This window comes from Streptomyces sp. NPDC002054 (genome assembly GCF_040296685.1).
Classification (GTDB): domain Bacteria; phylum Actinomycetota; class Actinomycetes; order Streptomycetales; family Streptomycetaceae; genus Streptomyces.
Genome location: NZ_JBEOXT010000008.1, coordinates 101,874 through 124,807 on the forward strand (window position 1 = coordinate 101,874; position 22,934 = coordinate 124,807).

Annotated in this window: 21 protein-coding genes; 8 read left to right on the top strand and 13 right to left on the bottom strand. The window is 71.8% G+C overall.

The window, feature by feature from the left end; genetic code table 11:
- Nucleotides 1-25: 25 nt before the first annotated feature.
- Nucleotides 26-709, top strand: coding sequence for a response regulator transcription factor (locus tag ABT123_RS09710; protein WP_351311522.1), 684 nt, complete (start codon nucleotides 26-28; stop codon nucleotides 707-709).
- Nucleotides 706-2,151 (top strand): sensor histidine kinase, encoded by a 1,446-nt coding sequence (locus tag ABT123_RS09715; protein WP_351311524.1) that lies wholly within the window; start codon nucleotides 706-708, stop codon nucleotides 2,149-2,151. The genes ABT123_RS09710 and ABT123_RS09715 overlap by 4 nt, the downstream gene beginning before the upstream one ends.
- On the opposite strand, the gene ABT123_RS09720 is transcribed toward ABT123_RS09715, so the two are convergent.
- A complete protein-coding gene (locus tag ABT123_RS09720; RefSeq protein ID WP_351311526.1) occupies nucleotides 2,086-3,039 on the bottom strand; it encodes a mechanosensitive ion channel family protein in 954 nt (317 codons plus the stop codon). The genes ABT123_RS09715 and ABT123_RS09720 overlap by 66 nt on opposite strands.
- A 50-nt stretch (nucleotides 3,040-3,089) precedes the next feature.
- Here ABT123_RS09720 and ABT123_RS09725 point away from each other — a divergent pair, with 50 nt between their 5' ends.
- Nucleotides 3,090-3,659, top strand: a complete 570-nt coding sequence (locus tag ABT123_RS09725; protein WP_351311528.1) for a dienelactone hydrolase family protein — start codon at nucleotides 3,090-3,092, stop codon at nucleotides 3,657-3,659.
- A 33-nt stretch (nucleotides 3,660-3,692) separates the two neighbouring features.
- On the opposite strand, the gene ABT123_RS09730 is transcribed toward ABT123_RS09725, so the two are convergent.
- The 6 genes from ABT123_RS09730 to ABT123_RS09755 all read right to left on the bottom strand — a co-directional run bounded on the left by ABT123_RS09730 (nucleotide 3,693) and on the right by ABT123_RS09755 (nucleotide 11,259).
- On the bottom strand, nucleotides 3,693-5,333 hold the full coding sequence (locus ABT123_RS09730; protein WP_351311530.1) for a serine/threonine-protein kinase: 1,641 nt from the start codon (nucleotides 5,331-5,333) through the stop codon (nucleotides 3,693-3,695).
- Nucleotides 5,334-5,367: 34 nt separating this feature from the next.
- Nucleotides 5,368-6,363, bottom strand: coding sequence for a zinc metalloprotease (locus tag ABT123_RS09735; RefSeq protein WP_351311532.1), 996 nt, complete (start codon nucleotides 6,361-6,363; stop codon nucleotides 5,368-5,370).
- 191 nt (nucleotides 6,364-6,554) lie between these two features.
- Nucleotides 6,555-8,210: an alkaline phosphatase D family protein gene (locus tag ABT123_RS09740; RefSeq protein WP_351311534.1), complete on the bottom strand. Its 1,656-nt coding sequence runs from the start codon at nucleotides 8,208-8,210 to the stop codon at nucleotides 6,555-6,557.
- A gap of 140 nt (nucleotides 8,211-8,350) precedes the next feature.
- Nucleotides 8,351-9,145, bottom strand: a complete 795-nt coding sequence (locus ABT123_RS09745) for a DsbA family protein (protein WP_351311536.1) — start codon at nucleotides 9,143-9,145, stop codon at nucleotides 8,351-8,353.
- 53 nt (nucleotides 9,146-9,198) lie between these two features.
- A complete protein-coding gene (locus ABT123_RS09750; RefSeq protein ID WP_351311538.1) occupies nucleotides 9,199-9,894 on the bottom strand; it encodes a hypothetical protein in 696 nt (231 codons plus the stop codon).
- A 39-nt stretch (nucleotides 9,895-9,933) separates the two neighbouring features.
- Nucleotides 9,934-11,259, bottom strand: a complete 1,326-nt coding sequence (locus tag ABT123_RS09755; RefSeq protein WP_351311540.1) for a DUF2252 domain-containing protein — start codon at nucleotides 11,257-11,259, stop codon at nucleotides 9,934-9,936.
- A 134-nt stretch (nucleotides 11,260-11,393) separates the two neighbouring features.
- Here ABT123_RS09755 and dnaE point away from each other — a divergent pair, with 134 nt between their 5' ends.
- Nucleotides 11,394-14,936, top strand: coding sequence for a DNA polymerase III subunit alpha (gene dnaE, locus ABT123_RS09760; protein WP_351311542.1), 3,543 nt, complete (start codon nucleotides 11,394-11,396; stop codon nucleotides 14,934-14,936).
- Nucleotides 14,937-15,030: 94 nt separating this feature from the next.
- Here the strand turns inward: dnaE and ABT123_RS09765 are convergent, their stop codons facing one another.
- Nucleotides 15,031-15,192, bottom strand: coding sequence for a hypothetical protein (locus ABT123_RS09765; protein WP_351311544.1), 162 nt, complete (start codon nucleotides 15,190-15,192; stop codon nucleotides 15,031-15,033).
- Between the two features lie 198 nt (nucleotides 15,193-15,390).
- Between ABT123_RS09765 and ABT123_RS09770 the strand changes: the two genes are divergently transcribed.
- The 4 genes from ABT123_RS09770 to ABT123_RS09785 all read left to right on the top strand — a co-directional run bounded on the left by ABT123_RS09770 (nucleotide 15,391) and on the right by ABT123_RS09785 (nucleotide 19,859).
- A complete protein-coding gene (locus ABT123_RS09770; protein WP_351311546.1) occupies nucleotides 15,391-16,734 on the top strand; it encodes an NYN domain-containing protein in 1,344 nt (447 codons plus the stop codon).
- Between the two features lie 216 nt (nucleotides 16,735-16,950).
- Nucleotides 16,951-17,883, top strand: a complete 933-nt coding sequence (locus tag ABT123_RS09775) for a hypothetical protein (RefSeq protein WP_351311548.1) — start codon at nucleotides 16,951-16,953, stop codon at nucleotides 17,881-17,883.
- Nucleotides 17,884-17,952: 69 nt separating this feature from the next.
- Nucleotides 17,953-18,984 carry an ABC transporter ATP-binding protein gene (locus ABT123_RS09780; RefSeq protein WP_351311550.1) on the top strand — a complete coding sequence of 344 codons (1,032 nt, stop codon included), beginning with the start codon at nucleotides 17,953-17,955 and terminating at the stop codon, nucleotides 18,982-18,984.
- Nucleotides 18,981-19,859 (top strand): ABC transporter permease, encoded by an 879-nt coding sequence (locus tag ABT123_RS09785; protein ID WP_351311552.1) that lies wholly within the window; start codon nucleotides 18,981-18,983, stop codon nucleotides 19,857-19,859. The genes ABT123_RS09780 and ABT123_RS09785 overlap by 4 nt, the downstream gene beginning before the upstream one ends.
- Nucleotides 19,860-19,875: 16 nt before the next feature.
- Here the strand turns inward: ABT123_RS09785 and ABT123_RS09790 are convergent, their stop codons facing one another.
- The 5 genes from ABT123_RS09790 to ABT123_RS09810 all read right to left on the bottom strand — a co-directional run bounded on the left by ABT123_RS09790 (nucleotide 19,876) and on the right by ABT123_RS09810 (nucleotide 22,923).
- Entirely contained in the window at nucleotides 19,876-20,241 is a 366-nt protein-coding gene (locus ABT123_RS09790; RefSeq protein ID WP_351311554.1) for a hypothetical protein, read from the bottom strand.
- Entirely contained in the window at nucleotides 20,238-20,873 is a 636-nt protein-coding gene (locus ABT123_RS09795; RefSeq protein ID WP_351311556.1) for a DUF6232 family protein, read from the bottom strand. The genes ABT123_RS09790 and ABT123_RS09795 overlap by 4 nt, the downstream gene beginning before the upstream one ends.
- 81 nt (nucleotides 20,874-20,954) lie before the next feature.
- Nucleotides 20,955-21,554 (bottom strand): hypothetical protein, encoded by a 600-nt coding sequence (locus tag ABT123_RS09800; protein WP_351311558.1) that lies wholly within the window; start codon nucleotides 21,552-21,554, stop codon nucleotides 20,955-20,957.
- Between the two features lie 109 nt (nucleotides 21,555-21,663).
- Nucleotides 21,664-22,167, bottom strand: a complete 504-nt coding sequence (gene ybaK, locus ABT123_RS09805) for a Cys-tRNA(Pro) deacylase (protein ID WP_351311560.1) — start codon at nucleotides 22,165-22,167, stop codon at nucleotides 21,664-21,666.
- Nucleotides 22,168-22,179: 12 nt separating this feature from the next.
- Nucleotides 22,180-22,923 (bottom strand): LON peptidase substrate-binding domain-containing protein, encoded by a 744-nt coding sequence (locus ABT123_RS09810; RefSeq protein WP_351311562.1) that lies wholly within the window; start codon nucleotides 22,921-22,923, stop codon nucleotides 22,180-22,182.
- Nucleotides 22,924-22,934 lie beyond the last annotated feature (11 nt).

The following is a 22,934-nucleotide window of genomic DNA, read 5'->3' on the forward strand; positions in this document are numbered from 1 at the left end:
GCGCCTGTTTGGCACGCTTTGTAATATGCAGCGGATTCTGGTGGTCGACGACGAGCCCGAGGTGCGGGCCGCGGTCGAGGACGGGCTGGCCGTCGAGGGGTACGAGGTGCGGGGCGCCGCCGATGGGCTGGCCGCCCTGACGGAGGTGGTGTCCTGGCAGCCGGACGCGCTCGTCCTGGACGTCCGGATGCCGGTGCTCGACGGGCTCGGGGTCTGCCGGCGGCTGCGCGCGCTGGGCGACCGTACCCCGGTTCTGGTGCTGACCGCCCTGGACTCGGTCAGTGACCGGGTGGACGGCCTGGACGCGGGCGCGGACGACTATCTGGTGAAGCCCTTCGCCCTGGACGAGCTGGTGGCCCGGATCCGCGCGCTGCTGCGGCGGGCCGCCCCCGATCCGGCGGGCGGCGGCGGCCTGCTCGGCTTCGGGGACCTGGTCCTGGACCCGGAGACCCGGACCGGACACCGGGGGGACCGCCCGCTGGAGTTCAGCCGCACCGAGGCGGCCCTGCTGGAACTGCTGTTGCGGCATCCGGGGCAGGTGCTGCCGCGGGAGCTGATCCTGGAGCTGGTGTGGGGTCACGACTTCGGGCCGGAGTCGAACTCCCTCGCCGTGTACGTCGGTTATCTGCGGCGGAAGCTGGAGGCGGGCGGAGAGCCCCGACTGGTGCACACGGTGCACGGCGTCGGCTACCGCCTGGACATGCCATGACGGGTCCGGACCCGGCGGCCCCGGACCTGGCGGGGGCTGGGCCGGGCAGGCGGCGGTTGGGGGCGCGGTGGAGGCGGCGGCGGCCGTTGCGGACCCGGCTTGCGCTCGCCGCCACCGCCGCCGTCGCCCTCGTCGCGGTCGGCGTCTGTACCGCCGCCTTCTTCATCGTCCAGGCTCAGCTGTACCAGCAGCTCGACCTGAGCCTCACCCAGTCCGCCCGACTTGTCGCCCAGCAGTACCGATCCGCACCGCCCGGCACGCTGGCCGGGCAGTGCCGGTTCCTGGCCGCGCCCGCCTGCGCGGAGGTCGTACCGGCCGACCCCGCCCAGGACCCCCGTACGCCCTACCTGCTGCCGCCCGGCCCGCCCGCGCGGCTCGTCGCGGCCGGCGAACGCGCCCCGTACTACACCAACTTCACCCTCGACGGACATCCCGCCCGGATGCTCACCACCGACTACGCCAAGGGCCGCGCCCTGCGGGTCGCGCTGCGCACCGACACCGTCGAGCAGGGCATCCGGCAGGCGGCCCACAGCCTGGCCCTCACCGGCGCGGCCGGGGTGCTGCTCGCCGCCGCGCTCGGCTACTGGGTCTCCCGGACCGGCCTCGCACCCGTCAGCCGGCTGACCGCCACCGCGGAACGCATCGCCGCCACCCGCGATCCCCGGCACCGCATCGAACTGCCGCCGCCGGGACGGGAGGACGAGATCACCCGGCTCGCAGGGAGCTTCAACACCATGCTCGGCGAACTCGAACAGTCCGTCACCGCCCAGCGCCGCCTGGTCGCCGACGCCTCGCACGAGCTGCGCACCCCGCTCACCGCGCTCCGCACCAACGCCGAACTGCTGGCCCGCGCCGACCGGCTGACCCCGGCCCAGCGCGACCGGGCCGCCGGCGCGCTCGGCCGGCAGCTGCGCGAGGTCACCGGGCTGGTCAACGACCTGATCGAGCTGGCCCGGGACGAGGAGCCGCAGCCGCTGGTCGAACAGGTACGGCTGGCGCCGCTGGTGGAGCAGGCCGTGGAGGCGGCCCGCACCCACTGGCCCGCCGTGCCCTTCACCCTCCACACCACGGAGATCGTCCTCCCCGGCGTCCCCGCCCGGCTGGCCCGCCTGCTGTCCAACCTGCTCGACAACGCGGCCAAGTTCAGCCCGGCCGGCCTGCCGGTGGAGGTGGACCTCACCCCGACCCACCTCACCGTCCGCGACCACGGCCCGGGCATCGCCCCGGAGGACCTCCCTTATGTGTTCGACCGCTTCTACCGCGCCGACACCGCCCGCACCCTCCCCGGCTCGGGCCTGGGCCTGGCCATGGCCCGCCAGATTGCGCGGGCGCACGGGGCTGAGCTGACGGCGGAGCGGGCGCCGGGCGGCGGGGCGCTATTCAGGGTCGGGTTCGGCGCCGGTGTCGGGGTCGGGGGCGGTGCCGAGTTCGGCCGCCGGTGAGGTGGCGATGCGGGGCAGGGCGTACGGGTGTTCCGCTGCCAGCCAGGCGATCAGCCGCTCCCGCACCGCACACCGCAGGGTCCACACATCGTCCGCGTCCTTCGCCGTGACCACCGCGCGCACCTGAATGGTGTGCGGGGTGGTGTCGGTGACCACCAGCCCGCTGGACCGCCCGTCCCACTCCGGCAGTTCCTTCAGGATCCCGTCCAGCTTCTCCCGTAGCAGCGCCACCGGCGCCCGGTGGTCCAGGTGCAGAAACACCGTCCCGGTCATCTCCGCACCGCCGCGCGACCAGTTCTCGTACGGCTTCGAGGTGAAGTACGAGACCGGCATGGTGATCCGCCGCTCGTCCCAGGTGCGCACCACCAGGAAGGTCAGGGTGATCTCCTCGACCTTCCCCCACTCCTTGTCCACCACCACGGTGTCGCCGATCCGGACGGTGTCGCCGAAGGCGATCTGGAGCCCCGCGAACAGGTTGCCGAGGGTGGACTGCGCGGCGATGCCCGCCACGATGCCCAGCACACCGGCCGAGGCCAGCATCGACGCGCCGACCGTCCGCATCGCCGGGAAGGTCAGCAGCATCGCGGCGAGCGCCACGACCACCACGACCGCGGTCACCACCCGCTTGATCAGCTCCACCTGGGTACGCACCCGCCGTACCCGCGCCTCGTCCGTGTTCCCGGCCGCATACCGTCCGTACGAGGCCTCCACGGCCGCGTCGGCGATCCGCACCGCCAGCCAGGCCGCCGCACCGATCACCACCAGGGTCAGCAGCTGTCCGAGTCTGCCCGGGTCCCGGAGGAAGGCCTTGAGTCCCGCCGCGCAGAGCAGGAGCAGCAGGGGCGGCAGACAACGGCGCAGCAGCAGTGAGCGGAGCACGGTCTCCATGCCTTCGACCGTAACCGACCGCTGTCGGCCCCGGCTGGCACGATGGGCACATGAACATCATCCTTTTCCACTCGACGTACGGACTGCGGCCCGCCGTGCACGCCGCCGCCGACCGGCTCCGGGACGCCGGCCACCAGGTGCAGGTGCCGGATCTGTTCGAGGGCCGGACCTTCGAGACCGTCGAGGAGGGCATGGCCTTCCAGGAGGAGGTGGGCCGTGACGAACTGCTCAAGCGGGCGGTGCTGGCCGCCGCTCCCTACTCCGACCGGGGGCTGGTCTATGCCGGGTTCTCGTTCGGCGGCTCGGTGGCCCAGCAGCTGGCGCTCGCCGACGAGAAGGCCCGGGGCCTGCTCCTGATGCACGGCACCGCCGACATCGCAGACGACGCGGCGGTCGACGACCTGCCGGTGCAGCTGCACATCGCGGACCCGGACGTCTTCGAGCCGCACGACTGGCTGACCGCGTGGTACCTGCGGATGCAGCGGGCGGGCGCGGACGTGGAGGTCCACAGCTACCCGGGCGCAGGGCACCTGTTCACCGACCCGGACCTGCCGGATTACGACGCGGAGGCCGCCGAGCGGGCCTGGGCCACCGTGCTCGGCTTCCTCGAGTCGATCTGACCGGCTCGATCTCACCGGCTCGGGCTGACCGGCTCAGGTCGCCGGGTGCCGGCAGCGGCCGGCCGGTGCGGTGGCCGGCGGGGCGCACTGGTAGCCGTAGTCGGCCCGGTCGTCGCTGAGCCAGCGGCCGATGCACTGGTCGGCGGTGGTCCGGCTGCGTTGCGCGCAGAAGGCGAGGGCGGCCTTGCCGTCGGCGAAGGGGCCGGGGGCGTAGATCACCCAGTAGCCGGGGTTGAGGGCGGCGTGGTCGCGGCTGCGCAGGACCAGGGCCTCCGGGACGGTGGCGCGGACGGTGGCCAGGCGGCGGTCGCGGGCGGCGGTGCCGGTGCTTTCGGGCTCGGAGTGGAGCTGGGCGATCCAGCGCCCGGCCGGCTCGGGTTCCGGCTCCGGCACGGTAGCGGGGGTTGCCGGCGGACCGGCCGACTTCGTGGCCGGGGGAGTGGGCGATGGCGTGGGTGATGGAGTGCGCGGTGCTGTGGGGCTCGGCGTTGGCGACGGCGTCGGGGACGGGGACAGCGTCGTGGCGACCACCGGCGGGACCGTCGGGTTCCGGCCGTCTTCGTGACCCGGTGCCTCTGGCTTGAACAGTGCGTACCCGCCGACGCCGAGCAGCGCTAGGGCGAGTACGGCCGCCGCCGCGGCCAGCGGGGTGATCCGCTCCCGGCGCCCGGTCTCCGGTGCCGGACCGTGGGGCCCGCCGGCGCCGAGGGTCGGCAGCGCATCCCGGGGCGTTGCGTCGTACCGCGGCGCCGGGGTCGGCGGCGGCCCGAACCGGCTGGCGGGCGCCCGCTGATCAGCTTCCGGGGCGGGGGCCGGGGCCGGAGGGCGGTCGACCCGGGTGGGCTCCGGCGGCAGCTCCCGGCCCGCCACCACCGCGGCCAGCAGCGCATCCAGCCGTGCCGCATCCGGCCGCTGCGCCGGATCCCGGACCAGGACGGCGGCGAGTACGGAGCCCAGGGCGCCGGCCCGGCGGGGCGCGGGCACCGGGTCGTCGAGCACGGCGGCGAGGGTGGCCAGCGTGGTGGCCCGGCGCATCGGGCTCACGCCCTCCACGCACACGTACAGCATCATGCCCAGCGACCACAGGTCGGAGGCGGGCAGATCGGTGCCCCGGATCCGCTCGGGCGCCAGGTACTCGGGGGTGCCGATGACCTCCCCGGTCAGGGTCAGCGACGCGGCTTCCCTTATGGCGGCGATGCCGAAGTCCGTCAGCACCGCCGAACCGTCCGCCCGTAGCAGCACGTTGGCGGGTTTGACGTCCCGGTGGTGGATCCCGGCCTCGTGCGCCGCGCGCAGCCCGGACAGCACCTCGCGGCCGATCCGGGCCGCCTCGGCCGGCCGCATGGGGCCCTGTTCCAGCCGCTGCTGGAGGGAGTTGCCGGGCAGCAGCTCCATCACCAGCCAGGGGTGTGGGTCCCCGTCCACGATGTGGTGGATGGTGACCACGTTCGGATGGCTGATCCGGGCCTGGGCGCGGGCCTCCCGCAGCACCCGTTCGCGCAGCAGCCGCACCGCGTCCGGATCCTCCATGCCGGCCGTGGGCCGGACTTCCTTGACGGCCACATCGCGGTGAAGGGCACGGTCCAGCGCGCGCCAGACCGTGCCCATCCCACCACTGCCGAGCCGTTCAACCAGCTCGAACCGTCCGTCGATCACGTCCCCCGGCGCGCTCATGGCGCCAGGTTAGGGCAGTCGGGACGGTCCGCGCTCAGGCTGCGCGGTATGCGGTCCAGTGGCTCTGCATCCGGGTCACCTGACCGGAGGTGAACTGGTACATGCATGCGTCGTACGTGTAGTCCATGAAGTTGTGGATCGGATCCACGCCGGACTTGGTGGTGCAGGAGTCGCGCCCGGTCGGGCACTCGTACGCGGCGGTCTTCTCGGCCGGGGTGTCGGAGACGGAGTCGCCGCTTCCGTTACAGCCGCCCTGGAAGGTGTGGTAAAGGCCCATCCAGTGGCCGACCTCGTGGGTGCCGGTGTCGCCCTCGTTGTAGTTGGCCGAGGAGCCGCCCGGGAGGGAGGAGTTCAGCAGGACCACGCCGTCCATCTTGGGCTGCGAGGCGTAGGAGCTCGGGAAGGTCGCCCAGCCGAGCAGGCCGCCGGAGAGGTTGGCGGTGTAGACGTTCAGCGAGTTCGCGCCGCCCTTGCGCAGGCTGTTCTTCATGTTCTTCTCGGCGGTGGAACCCGAGGCCAGGTTGTACCAGCTCGCGTTGTCCGTGTAGTCGGTGCCGGCGAGGGTGAACTGGAAGTTGGTGTTCGCGTTGCCGGTGCCCTGCCCGCCGAAGGCGGAGTTCAGGACGGCCATCTGCTTCGAGATGTCGGTCGAGGTCAGCTTTCCGGTCGTGCCGGAGTGGATGACGTGGAAGTAGACCGGGATGGTGGTGACGGCCGCGGCGGCGCTCAGCCCGTGCTGCGGCTGGTTCTTGAGCTTCTTGTCCAGCTTCGCCTTCAGGTCGGCCTCCATGGCCTGGGCCTGGGCCTCGGTGACCTCGTTCGGCTCGGCCGCGTGCTGCTCCTTGGGGCGGGCAACTCGGGCGTTCGCCGGGGCGGAGCCGGTCTCCTCGGCGCAGACCTCGGCCGGCGTCTTGGCCGCGGCGACGGTGGTCGGGCCCGACAGCGGGGACAGCGCCAGGGCTCCGGCCAGAGCGGCCGAGCCGATCAGGCGGCGGCGGAGAAGGGGGGATATGCGGGCAACGGCGCGCACGTGTGCTCCTCGCGAATGATGTGGGGGTGGCGGAGAATGATCTCCTCAACTGGCGCGAAGCTTACGTGTGCATGTCATCGAAACGTCAAGACGTTTGCTGTAAAAGATTTGTTGCCGGAAACGCGCAACGGCGCTCGGATGTCTCCGAACGCCGTTGTGGACCGCAAAATTGACGGTGCATCAATTAATGATCATCGCACCGGGCTGTTTACCTTCTCCACCTTCTGGGTACCGTTCATGGTCCGGTAGGACCGGGACCAAGACGAGCTCGCGTCCCGCTTCGCCTTGTTGGACACCACGTAGTAGTCCATCTGGGTGCGCTCCGCGGTCACGTCCAGCACGCCGTAGCCGTGGTCGTCCATGTCCAGCCACTTCACGTGCCAGTTGGCGGACCGGATCGCCGCTTCGGCGGCCAGTGAGGCGGTGTTCGTCGGCACGTGCAGGATGTCGTCCAGGTTGTCGGAGGACACCGAGGTCACCACGAACTCGGTGGCCGCCGTGCCCGAACCCGGATATGTGGCCATGTTGACCGGGACCTCGTTCGCCCAGGCCATGTGGATGTCACCGGTCAGGAAGACGGTGTTCCGGATGTTCCGGTCCTTCAGGTGGCCCAGCAGTTCCTTGCGGTCGTCCGTGTACCCGTCCCACTGGTCCACGTTGGCGGCTATGCCGCCCTGCGGCAGGCCGAGCAGCTTCGCCAGCGGTGCCATCAGGTGCGCGGGCAGCGAACCGAAGGCCACCGGCGAGATCATCACCGAGGTGCCGACCAGCTTCCAGGTCGCGTCCGAGCTCGCCAGGCCGGCCTTCAACCAGTCCAGCTGGGCCCGCCCGGTGATGGTGCGCTCGGGGTCGTCCACCGAGCCGCTGCCGGTCTTGGCCTGCTGCGAGCGGAACGACCGCAGGTCCAGCAGGTGCAGGTCGGCCAGGTTGCCGAAGCGCAGCCGGCGGTAGACCGTGCCCGCGATGGAGGCCCGGACCGGCATCCACTCGAAGTACGCCTGCTTGGCGGCGGCGGCGCGGGCCGCCCAGTCGCCCTCGGTGCCGGGGGTGTGGTTGTCGGCGCCCCCGGACCAGGTGTCGTCGGCGAACTCGTGGTCGTCCCAGATGGCGATGATCGCGTGGGCCGCGTGCAGGGCCTGGAGGTCGGCGTCCGTCTTGTACGTGCCGTGCCGGAGCCGGTAGTCGGCGAGGGTGGTGATCTCGTGCTTCGGCTCGTGCTGCCGCACCACGTACTTGGCCTCGGGGTAACCCCCCGTCTGGTACTCGTAGATGTAGTCGCCCAGGTGCAGGATCGCGTCCAGGTCGGTACGGGCGGCCAGGTGGCGGTAGGCGGAGAAGTACCCCGACTCCCAGTTGGCGCAGGACACCACGCCGAACCGCACCCCCGGGGCGGTGGCGTCGTGTGCCGGGGTGGTGCGGGTCCGGCCGACGGGCGAGACGGTGCCGCCCGCGGTGAACCGGTAGAAGTACACCGTCTCCGGCCGGAGTCCCCGTACATCGGCCTTGACGGTGTGGTCGGTCGCGGCGGAGGCGGTCAGGCTGCCGCTCGCGACGATCCGGGAGAAGGCCTTGTCCTCGGCCACCTCCCAGCCCACCTGGGTGTCGGGTCCCACGCCGGAGCCGGGAAGGGCCTCGGCGGTGGGGGTGACGCGGGTCCACAGCAGGACACCGTCGGGCAGCGGGTCGCCGGAGGCGACGCCGTGCAGGAACGCCGGGGCGTTCTCGGCCGCATGGGCCGTCCCGCCGGCGAACGCCAGCGGGGCAAGGGCGGCAGTGGCCGCCGCGGCCAGGACGACCGTACGGCGGCGCGGCGAAGCCGCGGAAGAAAGGGGGAGATGACTGGTCACGGATGATCATATTACCGACCGGTATAGCCACCGAACACCCCTCGAACGGCAACGGGCGGGCGAACTCTCGGAGTCCGCCCGCCCGTTGGCTGGAATGTGTCGTTCAGTCCGTTTGGTCAGCCTTGTGATCAGCCGTTTGGTCAGCCCTTGAGGGCCGCGTCGATGGCCGCCGTGAACGCCTCCGGCGTCTGCGGGGTCTCGATCTTCTTGCCGTCCATCATCAGGGTCGGCGTGCCCTTCACCCCGGACGCGTCGAAGGCCTTCGACATCTCGAGCGCCCACCGGTCGTAGGTGCCGTTCTCCACCGCCGCCTTGAAGTCGGCGTTGCCCTTGAGGGCCGGCACCCCGTCCGCCACCTTGATCAGGTAGGCGTCCTTCGCGAACTTGTCGTCCGTCTCCTCCGGGTGGTTCGCCTTCGAGTACAGCGCCGCCTTGTACTCCAGGAACGCCTCGGGGCTGACGTTGAGCGCCGCGCCCAGCGCGCTCAGCGCGTTCTTCGAGCCCTCGCCGCTGACACCCTTGTCGATGAAGGTCGCGCCGACATAGCGGAGCTTGTACTTGCCCGCGTCCACATCTGTCTTGATCTGTCCGCCCACCGACTGCTCGAACACGGCGCAGGCCGGGCAGCGCGAGTCCTCGTAGACCTCCAGGGTCTTCTTGGCGTCGGCCTTGCCGACGACCACGGTGGTGCCCTTGTCGCCGGTGGCGTTCTTCGGCGTGACCAGCGGGGCGTCCGCGGCCTTCTCCCAGGCGTCCGGCTTGGTCATCTCCATGACCAGGTAGCCGATGCCGCCCGCCAGGGCGAGGACGCCGACGATCGAGCCGGCCACGATGGCCTGCCGGCGCGCCTTGTCCTTCTTCAGCTGGGCTTCGCGCTCCTGGCGCAGCCGCTCGCGGGCCGCCGCCTTGTTGGCCTTGTTGTTGCGTGCACTCATGGTGGTACTCCGTGGGTGGTGAAAGAAGTGGTGAGGGTCCTGCCGCAGGGCTGTCAGGCGCCGGAGGGCGCCACGACCGCCACGGGAGGTCCCCGACGTCCCACGGAATGCGCGGGGAACCGGTTACGGGCCCGAGCGCCCGCCCGGACCGGCCGGACCGCCCGCCGGGCAGCCGGGCCGAGGACCGCCGCCCCCGCGGCCACCGCCAGCAGCAGCGGCCGGAACGCCAGCGCGGCCACCGCCCGCAGCAGCCGGCCCAGCGCCCGCTCGCCCTGCCACAGCCACAGCGCGGCCAGCAGGCCGACCGAGACGTGGGCGCCCAGCAGCAGCCAGGGCACCCAGGGGCCCGGGGCGGCGAGCAGCGACGCCGGATCGGCGGCGGGCCCGGCCACCTCGGCCAGCGCCCCGCCCACCGGCGGTCCGCCGCACAGCTCCTCCAGCCCCAGGGCGCGCAGCGGCCCGGAGACCGGGCCGCCCGCGGGGCCGTAGCAGACGTGCTGGCCGGCGGTGAAGACCGTGTCGGCGGCCAGCTCCAGCGGCACCAGCAGTCCGGCGATCGGGCCGAGGCCCCGCTCCCGGCCGGCCAGCGCATAGGCGATCACGAAGACCGCCGCGAACGCGCCGAGGACCAGCGTGGGCGGCAGCGGAACCCGGGACATCAGGACGTGCGAGCCGGCCGAAAGCAGCACGACGAGGGCGCTGAACAGCGCCGCCCGCAGGCCCCTGAGCCGTACTCCCGATATGTCCATCGCCCGTGAGTGTGCCATGTGTCCCTGTGAAACCGGGACTCAGCGGGTCAGCCGGCCGTTCCGGAAGAGGTCCACGAAGATCTGGTGGTCGGCGCGGGCCCGGGCACCGTACGCATGGGCGAAGTCCACCAGCAGCTCCCCGAATCCCTCCTCGTCCGCCGCGATGGCCGCATCGATGGCCCGCTCGGTGGAGAACGGCACCAGCGAGTGGCCGCTGCCGTGCTCGTCGGCCGAGGCGTGCATGGTCGCCGTGGCCCGGCCCAGGTCCGCGACCACGGCCGCGATTTCCTCCGGGTCGTCGATGTCGGACCAGTCCAGATCCACCGCGTACGGGGAGACCTCGGCGACCAGCTGCCCGGCCCCGTCCAGCTCCGTCCAGCCCAGCCAGGGGTCCGCGTGCGCCTGCAGGGCCCGCTGGGAGATCACCGTCCGGTGGCCCTCGTGCTGGAAGTACTCCCGGACCGCCCGGTCCGTGATGTGCCGGGAGACCGCCGGGACCTGCGCCTGCTTGAGGTAGATCACCACGTCGTTCTCGAGGGCGTCGCTGTGCCCCTCCAGCAGGATGTTGTACGAGGGCAGGCCGGCCGAGCCGATGCCGATGCCCCGGCGGCCGACCACGTCCTTGACCCGGTAGGAGTCCGGGCGGACCAGGGATTCCTCGGGCAGGGTCTCCAGATAGCCGTCGAAGGCGGCCAGCACCTTGTACCGGGTCGCCGCGTCCAGCTCGATGGAGCCGCCGCCGGCCGCGAACCGGCGCTCGTACTCCCTTATCTCCGTCATCGAGTCGAGCAGCGCGAACCGGGTCCGCGAGCGGGCCGCGCGCAGGGCGTCCAGCAGGGCTCCCTCGGCGGTCTCCAGGGTGAAGGAGGGGACCTCCTCGTTCTTGGCGCCGGCGGCCAGGGCGTGGATCCGCTCCCGGTAGGCGGCGGCGTAGATCCGCACCAGTTCGCTGATCTGCCCGTCGCTGAGGGCCTTGGTGTAGCCGATCAGGGCGACCGAGGCGGCGAACCGCTTGAGGTCCCAGGTGAAGGGGCCGACATAGGCCTCGTCGAAGTCGTTGACGTTGAAGATCAGCCGGCCGTTGGCGTCCATGTACGTGCCGAAGTTCTCGGCGTGCAGATCGCCGTGGATCCACACCCGGCCGGTCCGCTCGTCCAGGTAGGGCCCGCCGTGCCGGTCGCGCTCCAGGTCGGCGTAGAAGAGGCCGGCCGTGCCCCGGTAGAAGGCGAAGGCGGAGGCCGCCATCTTCCGGAACTTCACCTGGAAGGCAGCGGGGTCGGCGGCGTGGAGCTCACCGAACGCGGTGTCGAACACGTCGAGGATCTGCTCGGCGCGCTGCTCGTCTGTCGTCTCGGGGACCGCCATGGGTGGTGCCTCCTGGTGCGCGGGTCTTCTGGCTGTTGCAACGCCCGACGCTATCGTTCCGTGCCCGCGATCAGTCACCCGCTGGACGTAGGATTCGAAGCTGCCCCCCACACTCCCCCCGGAGGTCTGCCGTCGTGACCAAGACGCCGTTCACGCACCTGCACGTCCACACCCAGTACTCGCTGCTGGACGGTGCCGCGCGGCTGAAGGACATGTTCAACGCCTGCAATGAAATGGGCATGACGCACATCGCCATGTCCGACCACGGCAACCTGCACGGGGCGTACGACTTCTTCCATTCCGCGAAGAAGGCCGGGGTCACCCCGATCATCGGGATCGAGGCCTATGTCGCACCCGAGTCCCGGCGCAACAAGCGTCGCATCCAGTGGGGCCAGCCGCACCAGAAGCGCGACGACGTCTCCGGCTCCGGCGGCTACACCCACAAGACGATCTGGGCGGCGAACGCCACCGGCCTGCACAACCTCTTCCGGCTGTCCTCCGACGCGTACGCCGAGGGCTGGCTGACCAAGTGGCCGCGCATGGACAAGGAGACCATCAGCCAGTGGTCCGAGGGCCTGATCGCCTCCACCGGCTGCCCCTCCGGCGAGCTCCAGACCCGTCTTCGCCTCGGCCAGTTCGACGAGGCCCTGAAGGCCGCCTCCGAGTACCAGGACATCTTCGGCAAGGACCGCTACTTCCTGGAGCTGATGGACCACGGCATCGAGATCGAGCGCCGGGTCCGCGACGGCCTCCTGGAGATCGGCAAGAAGCTCGGCATCCCGCCGCTGGTCACCAACGACTCGCACTACACGTACGCCCACGAGGCCGGCGCGCACGACGCCCTGCTCTGCATCCAGACCGGCAAGAACCTCTCCGACCCGGACCGCTTCCGCTTCGACGGCACCGGCTACTACCTCAAGTCCACGGACGAGATGTACGCCGTCGACTCCTCGGACGCCTGGCAGGAGGGCTGCCGCAACACCCTCCTGGTGGCCGAGCAGATCGACACCACCGGCATGTTCGAGCCGCGCGACCTCATGCCGAAGTTCGACATCCCGGAAGAGGGCTACACCAACACCACCTGGTTCAAGGAGGAGGTGCGGCGCGGCATGGCCCGCCGCTACCCCGGAGGCGTCCCCGAGGACCGGCAGAAGCAGGCCGAGTACGAGATGGACGTCATCATCCAGATGGGGTTCCCGGGCTACTTCCTCGTCGTCGCCGACTTCATCATGTGGGCCAAGAAGCAGGGCATCGCCGTCGGTCCCGGCCGAGGCTCCGCGGCCGGTTCGATCGTCGCGTACGCCATGGGCATCACCGACCTCGACCCCATCCCGCACGGACTGATCTTCGAGCGCTTCCTCAACCCCGAGCGCGTCTCCATGCCCGATGTCGACATCGACTTCGACGAGCGCAGGCGCGTCGAGGTGATCCGGTATGTGACCGACAAGTACGGCGCCGACAAGGTCGCCATGATCGGTACGTACGGCAAGATCAAGGCGAAGAACGCCATCAAGGACTCCGCGCGCGTGCTCGGATATCCGTACGCGATGGGTGACCGCCTCACCAAGGCGATGCCCGCCGACGTCCTCGGCAAGGGCATCGACCTCAACGGCATCACCGACCCCTCGCACCCGCGCTACAGCGAGGCGGGCGAGATCCGGGCGATGTACGAGAACGAGCCGGACGTGAAGAAGGTCATCGACACCGCGAAGGGCGTCGAGGGCCTGGTCCGGCAGATGGGTGTGCACGCGGCCGGCGTGATCATGTCCAGCGAACCCATCGTCGACCACGCTCCGATCTGGGTGCGGCACACGGACGGCGTGACCATCACGCAGTGGGACTACCCCCAGTGCGAGTCCCTCGGCCTGATCAAGATGGACTTCCTGGGCCTCAGGAACCTCACGATCATGGACGACGCCGTCAAGATGGTGAAGGCCAACAGGGGCATCGACCTCGACCTGCTGGCCCTGCCGCTGGACGACCCGAAGACCTTCGAGCTGCTCGGCCGCGGTGACACCCTCGGTGTCTTCCAGTTCGACGGCGGACCCATGCGCTCGCTGCTGCGGCTGATGAAGCCCGACAACTTCGAAGACATCTCCGCCGTGTCCGCCCTGTACCGGCCGGGCCCGATGGGCATGAACTCGCACACGAACTACGCCCTGCGCAAGAACCAGCAGCAGGAGATCACCCCGATCCACCCCGAGCTGGAGAAGCCGCTCGAAGAGGTGCTCGCGGTCACCTACGGCCTGATCGTCTACCAGGAGCAGGTGCAGAAGGCCGCCCAGATCATCGCCGGGTACTCCCTGGGCGAGGCCGACATCCTCCGCCGCGTGATGGGCAAGAAGAAGCCCGACGAGCTGGCGAAGAACTTCACCATCTTCCAGGAAGGCGCCCGCAAGAACGGCTTCACCGACCAGGCCATCCAGGCGCTCTGGGACGTCCTGGTCCCCTTCGCCGGCTACGCCTTCAACAAGGCGCACTCCGCCGCGTACGGCCTGGTCTCCTACTGGACCGCCTACCTCAAGGCGAACTACCCCGCCGAGTACATGGCGGGCCTGCTCACCTCGGTCAAGGACGACAAGGACAAGTCCGCGATCTACCTGAACGAGTGCCGCCGGATGGGCATCAAGGTGCTCCCGCCGAATGTCAACGAGTCCGAGTCGAACTTCGCGGCCCAGGGCGACGACGTGATCCTCTTCGGGCTCACCGCGGTGCGCAACGTCGGCCAGAACGTCGTGGACTCGATCATCAAGACGAGGAAGTCGAAGGGGAAGTACTCCTCCTTCCCCGATTTCCTCGACAAGGTCGAGGCCGTGGTCTGCAACAAGCGGACCGTCGAATCGCTGATCAAGGCCGGCGCCTACGACGAGATGGGCCACACCCGCAAGGGCCTGGTAGCCCACCACGAATCGATGATCGACAACGTGGTGGCGGTCAAGCGCAAGGAGGCCGAGGGACAGTTCGACCTGTTCGGCGGAATGGGTGAGGAGGAGACCAGCGAGCCGGGCTTCGGCCTCGACGTGGAGTTCTCCGACGTGGAGTGGGAGAAGTCCTACCTGCTCGCCCAAGAGCGCGAGATGCTCGGCCTCTACGTCTCCGACCACCCGCTGTTCGGCCTGGAGCACGTGCTCTCCGACAAGACCGACGCGGGCATCTCCCAGCTCACCGGCGGCGAGCACAGCGACGGCGCGGTGGTCACCATCGGCGGCATCATCTCCGGCCTCCAGCGCAAGATGACCAAGCAGGGCAACGCCTGGGCCATCGCCACCGTCGAGGACCTGGCCGGCTCCATCGAGTGCATGTTCTTCCCGGCCACCTACCAGCTGGTCTCCACCCAGCTGGTCGAGGACACGGTCGTCTTCGTCAAGGGCCGCCTGGACAAGCGCGAGGACGTCCCCCGGCTGGTCGCCATGGAGATGATGGTCCCCGACCTCTCCTCGGCCGGCACCAACGCCCCGGTGGTCCTCACCATCCCCACCGTCAAGGTCACCCCGCCGATGGTCACCCGGCTCGGCGAGATCCTGCGGCACCACAAGGGCAACACCGAGGTCCGGATCAAGCTCCAGGGCCCGCGCACCACCACCGTGCTCCGGCTCGACCGGCACCGGGTCCAGCCCGACCCGGCCCTGTTCGGCGACCTGAAGGTCCTGCTCGGCCCGTCCTGCCTGGCCGGCTGAGGGGCGGCCGTACGAGGTCCGCACCGCTCCGGACGAAGGGCGCCCCCGGCAGTTGTTGCCGGGGGCGCCCTTCGTCTCACCGCGACCGGAGACGTCAGTTGTGGCCGAACTTCTTCGTCTTGCTCTTGTGGGCCATGTCCATCGGACTCGGTGCCGAGGACGAGGGCTCTGAGACGCCTTCCTGCGAGCTGCGATCCTGCTGCGAGGAGCGGGGCTGTTGCTTCGCGGGCTGCTTCTGGTTCTTGTTCTTGGCCATGGTGAAGCCTCCATAAGGGGTCTAGGGGCCAGGGCCGCCTTCACACTCACACACCACCAGAAGCAACGCATTTTGGATCATTACTGCGTGTAGCGCAGTAAACCGTCCGACCCGCCACGCCGATGATCGAGTTCCGGCCGTCAAGCCCCTTGGGTTCGGGCAGACTCGGGGGAAACTCTGGAGCCTCCCCGAAAGTGGGTGGAACGCGTGGACCGCTGCGTCGTCCTGGTGGATGCCGGCTATCTGCTGGGCGCCGCCGCGAGTCTTCTCGCAGGGGAGCCCTCCCGCTCCCGCATCACCGTCGACCACGCCGCACTCATCCAGGGCCTGCGGGAACGGGCCGAGGCCGACACCGCGCAGCCCCTGCTCCGCATCTACTGGTTCGACGGTGCACCCGACCGGGTGCCCCAGCCCGAGCACCGGCGGCTGCGCGTCATGCCCCGGGTCACCGTCCGGCTGGGCGCCCTCACCCGCTCCGACGGCCGCTGGGCCCAGAAGGGCGTGGACGCGGCCATGCACGCCGAGCTCACCGAACTGGCCAGAAACCGTGCCTGCTCCGATGTGGTCCTGGTGACCGGCGACGGGGACCTGCTGCCCGGTCTGATGTCCGCGAAGGAACACGGAGTCGCCGTCCACCTGTGGGCCGTCCAGGCCGCCGACGGCGACTACAACCAGTCCGAGGACCTCGTCGCCGAAGCCGACGAACGCCGGGTCCTGGACCGGTCCTGGATCACCCGGGCGGTCCGCGCCAAGGACCTCACCGGACTCTGCCCGCCGCCGCCCGCCCCGCGCCCCGAGATCGCCGCCATCCTCTCCGCGCCCCTGCCCGAGGCCGCCCTCGCCGAAGCCGCGCGCAACGGCTCGGTCCCGGTGGACCGGCAGCTCGGCGGCCCGCCCGGCAGCCCCGAAGGCCCCGACGCCCCGGGCGGTCCCGGCACCGCGGACCGCAACGGCGCGGCCGTCCCGGCGCCGGCCTCCGCCCACGCCGGCCGGACCGTACCCACCCCCAAGGACCTGGCCGTCCTCCGCGCGCCCGCCGGCCCGGCCGGGGCCGGACCCGCGCCCGCCTTCGCGACCGGGCAGCCGCCCGCGGGCAGCGCCCTGCGCTGGTCCTCCGACAAGGGCTGGATCGACCGGGCCGGCCCGCTCGGCGAACCCGCCGAAACCGCCTCCCTGCCCACGCTCGCGCAGCTCACCAGCGCAGAGCAGCGCTGGGCCGACCGCGAGGAGGACATCACCACCGTCGGCGGCGACCCGTTCGAGGTGGGCCAGGTCTTCGCCCGCCGCTGGATGGAACGCCTCCCGGAGACCGTCCACCTGCAGAAGCTGTCGACCATGTACCCGCGGATCCCGCACCGCATCGACGGGGAGCTGCTGCGCTACGCCGCCCGGTTCGGGCTGCTCGCCCACAAGGACGACCAGATCGACGAACACGACCGCTACGCCATCCGGGCCGGCTTCTGGCGCGAGATCGACGTACGGGCCGCCGCCGACCACATGACACCGGTGGCCCCCGCGCCGCCCCCCGCGGCGGCCGACTGAGCGCGGCCCTTGTCCCCGGCACTCCGCCGCTGCCACGATGCTCAGTGCCGTCGTAGGACACCTGTGGGGGGACCTGTGCCAGACGAGCCCGGCTCACCGCCGACACCACCCGGCCCGTCGCAACCGCCCGCCGCCGGGCCGGCCCAGCCGCCTGCCGCCGGTCCGCCTCCGCCGCCCCCCGCCGGGCCCGCGCAGCCCTCCGCCTGGACCACGTTCGTGGACAACTCCGCGCCGGGCGCGCGCGGACTCTCCCGCACCCAGCGGTGGCGGTACCTCGCCATCATCGTGGTCGCGGCACTCGTCGCCGGGCTCGGCGCGTACTTCCTGCCCTTCCTGCTCGACCTGGCCACCGCCGAGACGACCGCCCGCGCCCAGCAGCAGGCCGAGGAGGCCGTGGACCGCGAGGCGCCGCCCTTCACCGCCCAGGTAACCGCTGAGAGGCACGCGACGTACGGTGCGGACTTCCCCGACGCCTGGATGATCGTCCTCGACCGTGTCCTCACCGCCGACGAACAGGGGCGACTCGCCCGGATCCGGCCCGGGGTGCCCGAGTTCGACCGGCAGGTGTGGGAGCTGCTCCAACCCCTCGGGGCGCGCCTGATCGAGATCCCGCCCCTGGGGAGGGGCATCCCCGTCGGCCATGCGCAGACCTTCCAGCTCCGGCTGTTCAGCGACCGGACCGCCGCACTCGCCGTCAAGGACATGCGGGCCAAGGTCGACCGCTGCTATGCGCCGACGGCACAGACGCTGGTCCGGAAGGTGCCGGAGGGCAGCGAAGCCCTGGACGGGATCATCTGGAACCTCGCGGGCCGGGACGAGGTCCCGGTGATCACGGACGAGGGGGGCGACCAGGGGCAGCCGTACTTCACCCGCAAACAGATCAACCTCGGGAACGGGCAGTCGCCCGGCGGACTCCGGGTCCTGTCCGTGGTCCGCGCCGAGACCTGTGAATGGCACATCGAGGCGCACTACGAGGACTCGGCCGGCTCCCACCCGCCGGTCCGGATCACGAACGGCGAGAAACCCCTGGTCACCGAGGCCCCGCCGAGCAACCCCCGGCTGAGCTTCACGATCAGGGCCGACCTCACCTCCTGGGCCTGCACGGGCGAGATCAGGACCGCCGACTGCACCCCGAGGAGCATTCCCTAGACCCGCCCGGCCGGTCTCCGTCCGCCCCGGGCGCCCCTGGAGCGGACGGACCCCGTAGGCTGCTCCCTCGTGAGTACGGGCACGGCAGAGGCGGAACACGGCACGGCAGGAGCCGTCGCGTCCGACGCTGTCTGCGTGGTCCGCGACCTCGTCAAGACATATCCCGCCGTCCGCGGCCGGCGCGGCGCCCCCGCCCTGCCCGAGACCCGCGCCACCGACGGCATCTCCCTGGAGATCCGGCGCGGCGAGATCTTCGGGCTGCTCGGCCCCAACGGAGCCGGCAAGTCCACCCTGGTACGCCAGCTGACCGGCCTGCTGCGCCCCGACTCGGGCAGCGTGGCACTCCTCGGCCACGACCTCGTACGCCACCCCGAACGGGCGGCCCGGCTGCTCGCCTACCTGGGGCAGGAGTCCACCGCCCTGGACGAGCTCACGGTGGCGCTGGCTGCCGAGACCACCGGGCGGCTGCGCGGACTGACGGCCCCGGCCGCCCGCGCTGCGCGCGACGCGGTGCTGGACGAGCTGGGCCTGACCGGCCTCGCCGGCCGCCCGCTGAAGAAGCTCTCCGGCGGACAGCGCCGGCTGGCCTGCTTCGCCGCCGCCCTGGTCGGCGAGCGGCCGGTCCTCGTCCTGGACGAGCCGACCACCGGCATGGACCCGGTGGCCCGGCGGGCCGTGTGGGCCGCGGTGGACCGGCGGCGGGCGGAGAGCGGCGCCACGGTGGTCCTGGTCACCCACAACGTCATAGAGGCGGAGACCGTGCTGGACCGGGTCGCGGTGGTCGACCAGGGCCGGGTCATCGCCTGCGACACCCCCGCCGGGCTCAAGGCGAAGGTCTCCGACGAGGTCCGGCTGGAACTGGTGTGGCGCGCGGGCGCGCCGCTGGACGTGCCGGAGGTCGCAGCCCTGGCGCCGCTGGCCGCGGAGGCCGGGCGCAAGTGGGTGCTGCGGCTGGGCCCGGACGAGGCGCGGGCGGCCGTGGCCGCGGTGACCGGCGGGCCGGCCTTTGCGGCGCTGGACGACTTCACGCTGGCGACGCCGAGCCTGGAGGACGTGTACCTGGCTCTCGGCGGGCGGACGAAGGGGCTGGTGAAGGGATGACCGAGCGGTCCACGCGGGCGGCTGCGGATACGCCGCCGGGCGCGGTGGCGACGGCGGAGCCCGGCGAGCGGGCGGGCGCCCGCGGCCGGACGGAGACCCCGGGGTCCGCCGCCGTGCCGCCGGCGTCGCTCGCGCCCCGGGCCGGGCTCTTCCCGGCTCTGGCCGCGGTCTACAAGGCCCAGCTCTCCCGGGCCCGGGTCTCCCGGATACCGCTACTGTTCGTGGCGACCTTCCAGTCCGTCGGGATCATGATCCTGATGCGGGGGGTCGTCGACGGCGGCTCGGAGGCGCGGGCCGTGGTGGCCGGCTCCTCCGTGCTGGTGGTCGCCTTCGTCGCTCTGAACCTGCTGGCCCAGTACTTCGGCCAGCTCAGGGCCTCCGGCGGCCTCGACCACTACGCCACCCTGCCGGTGCCGCCCGCCTCGGTGGTGCTGGGCGCGGCTGCCGCGTACGCCTCCTTCACCCTGCCGGGGACCCTGGTCACGGCCGTCTTCGGCTGCGTGCTGTTCGGGCTGCCGATGGGCGGGCTGTGGATCCTGGCGGCGGTGGTTCCGCTGGCCGGCGCGGCCCTGGCCGGGCTCGGGGCCGCGCTCGGCCTCCTCGCCCCGCGCCAGGAACTGGCCACGCTGGCCGGGCAGCTGGGGATGTCGGCGGCACTGCTGCTGGGCGTGCTGCCGCCGGAGCGGATGCCGGCCGTGATCGTCTGGGCGCGGGACCTGCTGCCGTCCACCTACGGGGTGGAGGCCTTCGCACGGACCTTCGCCCCGCACCCCGACTGGGCGGCGGTCGCCGTCGACCTGGGGGTCTGCGGTGCCGTGGGCGTGCTCTCGCTCGCCCTCGCCACCTGGGCCTACCGCCGCGCAGCCGTGCGCTGACTGCTTCAGCCGCCCTTCAGCCGGCGAGGAGCCCCCGCAGGGCCTCTACGGCCGCCTGGACCGGCTGGCCCAGCGCGCCGACCGTGGTGGCGATGCCCAGGACGGTCAGCAGCGCACGGTTCCGTGCCTCGGGCTGCACCGCCGGGTCCGCGGTGATGGCCGGCCGCGCCTCGTCGATGTACTGGGCGTCCGCCGGGCCGACCTGCGCCTGCAGCTCGTCCAGCCGCTCGAGCAGCGTACGGACGGCCTGCTCCAGGGCGGGATCGGGCGCGGGGGAGGCACCCGGCCCGCCCGTGCCGTGGTGGTTGACGATGCCGGTGTTGTTCGTGCCCCCGTGCATGTTGACGACCGTGCCGTAGTTGTTGTTCGTGTCCCCGCTCATGCGTTCGCCACCCCCACGTTGCCGTTGCCGCCGTACATGTTCACGGCATCGCCGTAGTAGTAGTTCCGCGGGTTGCTGATCGTCAGCCGCTCCACCTGGACCCGCAGCTCGGTGTCCGGGTGCTCGATCGCGTACGCGAGCTTGTGGACGACCCCGGTGAGGTGCTCGGCGGAGCCGGTTACCAGGGCGGTCGACGGGCCGTTCGACTCGACGGCCATGGCGAAGTGGCTGGAGGCGAACACGACCATCAGCCAGTCCACGAAGAACCAGATCAGCGCGCCCATCCCGACCAGCCAGGCGAACCCGAGGAAGCCGCCGACGCCCGAGTCGTCGGGGGCGATGGCGCCGAGCAGGGACAAACCCATCAGCACCAGGACGGTCACGGCAGCTCTCCGGAAGAAGCGGAGCGTGGCTTCCTTGCGCCGGGGATGGAGCGTGAAGGTGTAGATCCGGGCGACGTTCTGGAGCGGATAGGCCGCCGTGCCCACCCAGAGGATCCGTTTGGTGATGGTCAGATCGAGCGTCGTGAACCGGTTGGCGGCCGGAGCGCCTGCCGGAGCGGTTGTCGGCGGGCTCTGCGGGGCGGGCGGTGATGACGGCGGTGGTGGTGTCTGCGGCCCGGTCGATTCCATGCTTCCCCCTGAGATGGAACTCCATTGGACGGAGCCCCATTAAGCGGTCGCCGCACCGCCGCCACAAGGCGAATTCAGGCCCTAGAAGCCGTCCTGCGGCCGGGGGGACCAGATGGCCGTCAGGGCCAGGTGGACGGCGACCGCGGCCATCGGCCAGGCCAGCAGCGCGCCGTGGGCCAGCAGCTGGAGCGGCGCGTCGAAGGGCACGCCCTTCCCGGCCGCCTTCGCCGCCGAGATCAGGTCCCGGGACGGGCCCAGCCACAGCCCGAACCGCCAGCCGACCAGCGCGGCAAAGGCCGAACCCACGGTGAGACCGAGCACCAGCGGGACGCCGCCCCGCCTGCGCCACAGGAACACGGCGACCGCGCTGAGCACGCCGAACCCCAGGGACAGCAGGAAGAAGGTGCCGTCCGCCCCGATCCTGGCCTCGCTCTCGGTGTCCCGCAGGAACACGGCCTCCCCGTTGGAGACGTACTGCACCCGGGGTGCCAGCCAGGCCCACAGCAGCCCCAACAGCAGCCCGGCCGCGCCGACGGCGAGCGTGACCGCCGCCGCATCGCGGACGTCCGCGGCGGTGATGCCCGCGGAGGTGTCGGCGGGCAGCGGTTCCGGCGAGGCAGGCGAGGCCGGCGGCGGCTCGAGGGGGCCGGCGGAAGGTGGTGGGGTCACGGCTTCGGTCACCCCCACATCGTGCCAGGTGACCGCCGGTCCGGCCGCCCGGGGGCCGCAGCCGGATCGGGCGCCGGCCCGGGGCCAGGTCAGGGGCAGCCGGGAGCGGCCGGGGGAGCGGTCAGTGGCGGGCGACCGGGGAGAGTACCGCAGAGGTCAGGGCCACAAGATCGGCCGGGGCCAGTTCGACTTCCAGGCCGCGGCGGCCCGCCGACACGCACACCGTGGCGTGTCCGGACGCCGAGGAGTCCAGGACCGTACGCAGCCGCTTGCGCTGCCCCAGCGGGGAGATGCCGCCCCGGACATAGCCGGTGGTCCGCTCCGCCAGTGCCGGGTCCGCCATCGCCGCCCGCTTGCCGCCCACCGCGGTGGCCAGCGCCTTCAGGTCCAGCGAGCCGGACACCGGCACCACGGCGACGGTCAGGACCCCGTCCACGTCCGCCACCAGCGTCTTGAAGACCCGGTCCGGGGACACCCCCATGGCCTCGGCGGCTTCCTCGCCGTACGAGGGGTGCGCCGGGTCGTGCTCGTACGTGTGCACCGTGTGCGGCACCCCGGCCGCGGCCACCGCCGTCAGCGCCGGGGTCCCCGCCGCCTGCTTCGGCTGCTTCGCCTTCTTCACCATGCGTCCGGGACCTCAGTTCGGGCTGGTCGGGGCGAAGGTCAGGTCCACCGCCGGCAGCGACGGCAGGTGCCGGATCACCGCCGTTTCGGTCCGCAGCAGTTTGAGTTCCTCCGCCAGCCGGGTCGCCGTGTCCGGCGCCTGCAGCAGCCGCTGCTTCGCCGGCACGTCCAGCACCGCCGCCGCGGCGACCAGGTAGGAGACCACGGACGGCTCGTCGGGCAGCTCCGCCCCGGTGGTCGACAGCGACCGTTCCCGCGCGCCCGCCAGCCGTTTCTGGTAGTTCCGGAATGCCCGCAGCACCCCTTCGGCCAGCGCGCCGGCGCCCTCGCCCTGGTCCTCCGGCAGCTCCTCCAGCTCGGCCACCAGGAACGGCCCGCTCGAGTCCACCGAGAGCAGCCGGACCCGGGTGGTGCCGGTGGAGAGGACCTCGAAGCTGCCGTCCTCCCGCTCCCGGATGCTCGCCGCATCGGCGATGCAGCCCACCCGGTGGAACGCCTGGATCGGGTCCGGGCCGAAGCCCGCCGCCGGGCCGCGGTCCGGCACGGCCGTCTCGTCCGGCATGCCGGGCGCGGTCGCGGCCACCTCGCGGCCGTCGCGGATCGCGACGACGGCAAAGCGGCGCGGCTCCTCCTCGCCCGCCTTCAGGAGCTCGCGCATCATGGCGCGATAGCGCTCCTCGAAGACGTTGAGGGGGAGCAGGAGTCCCGGGAACAGCACCGTGTTCAGCGGGAACAGCGGCAGGCGAACGGTGGTCACGAGCCACAGGG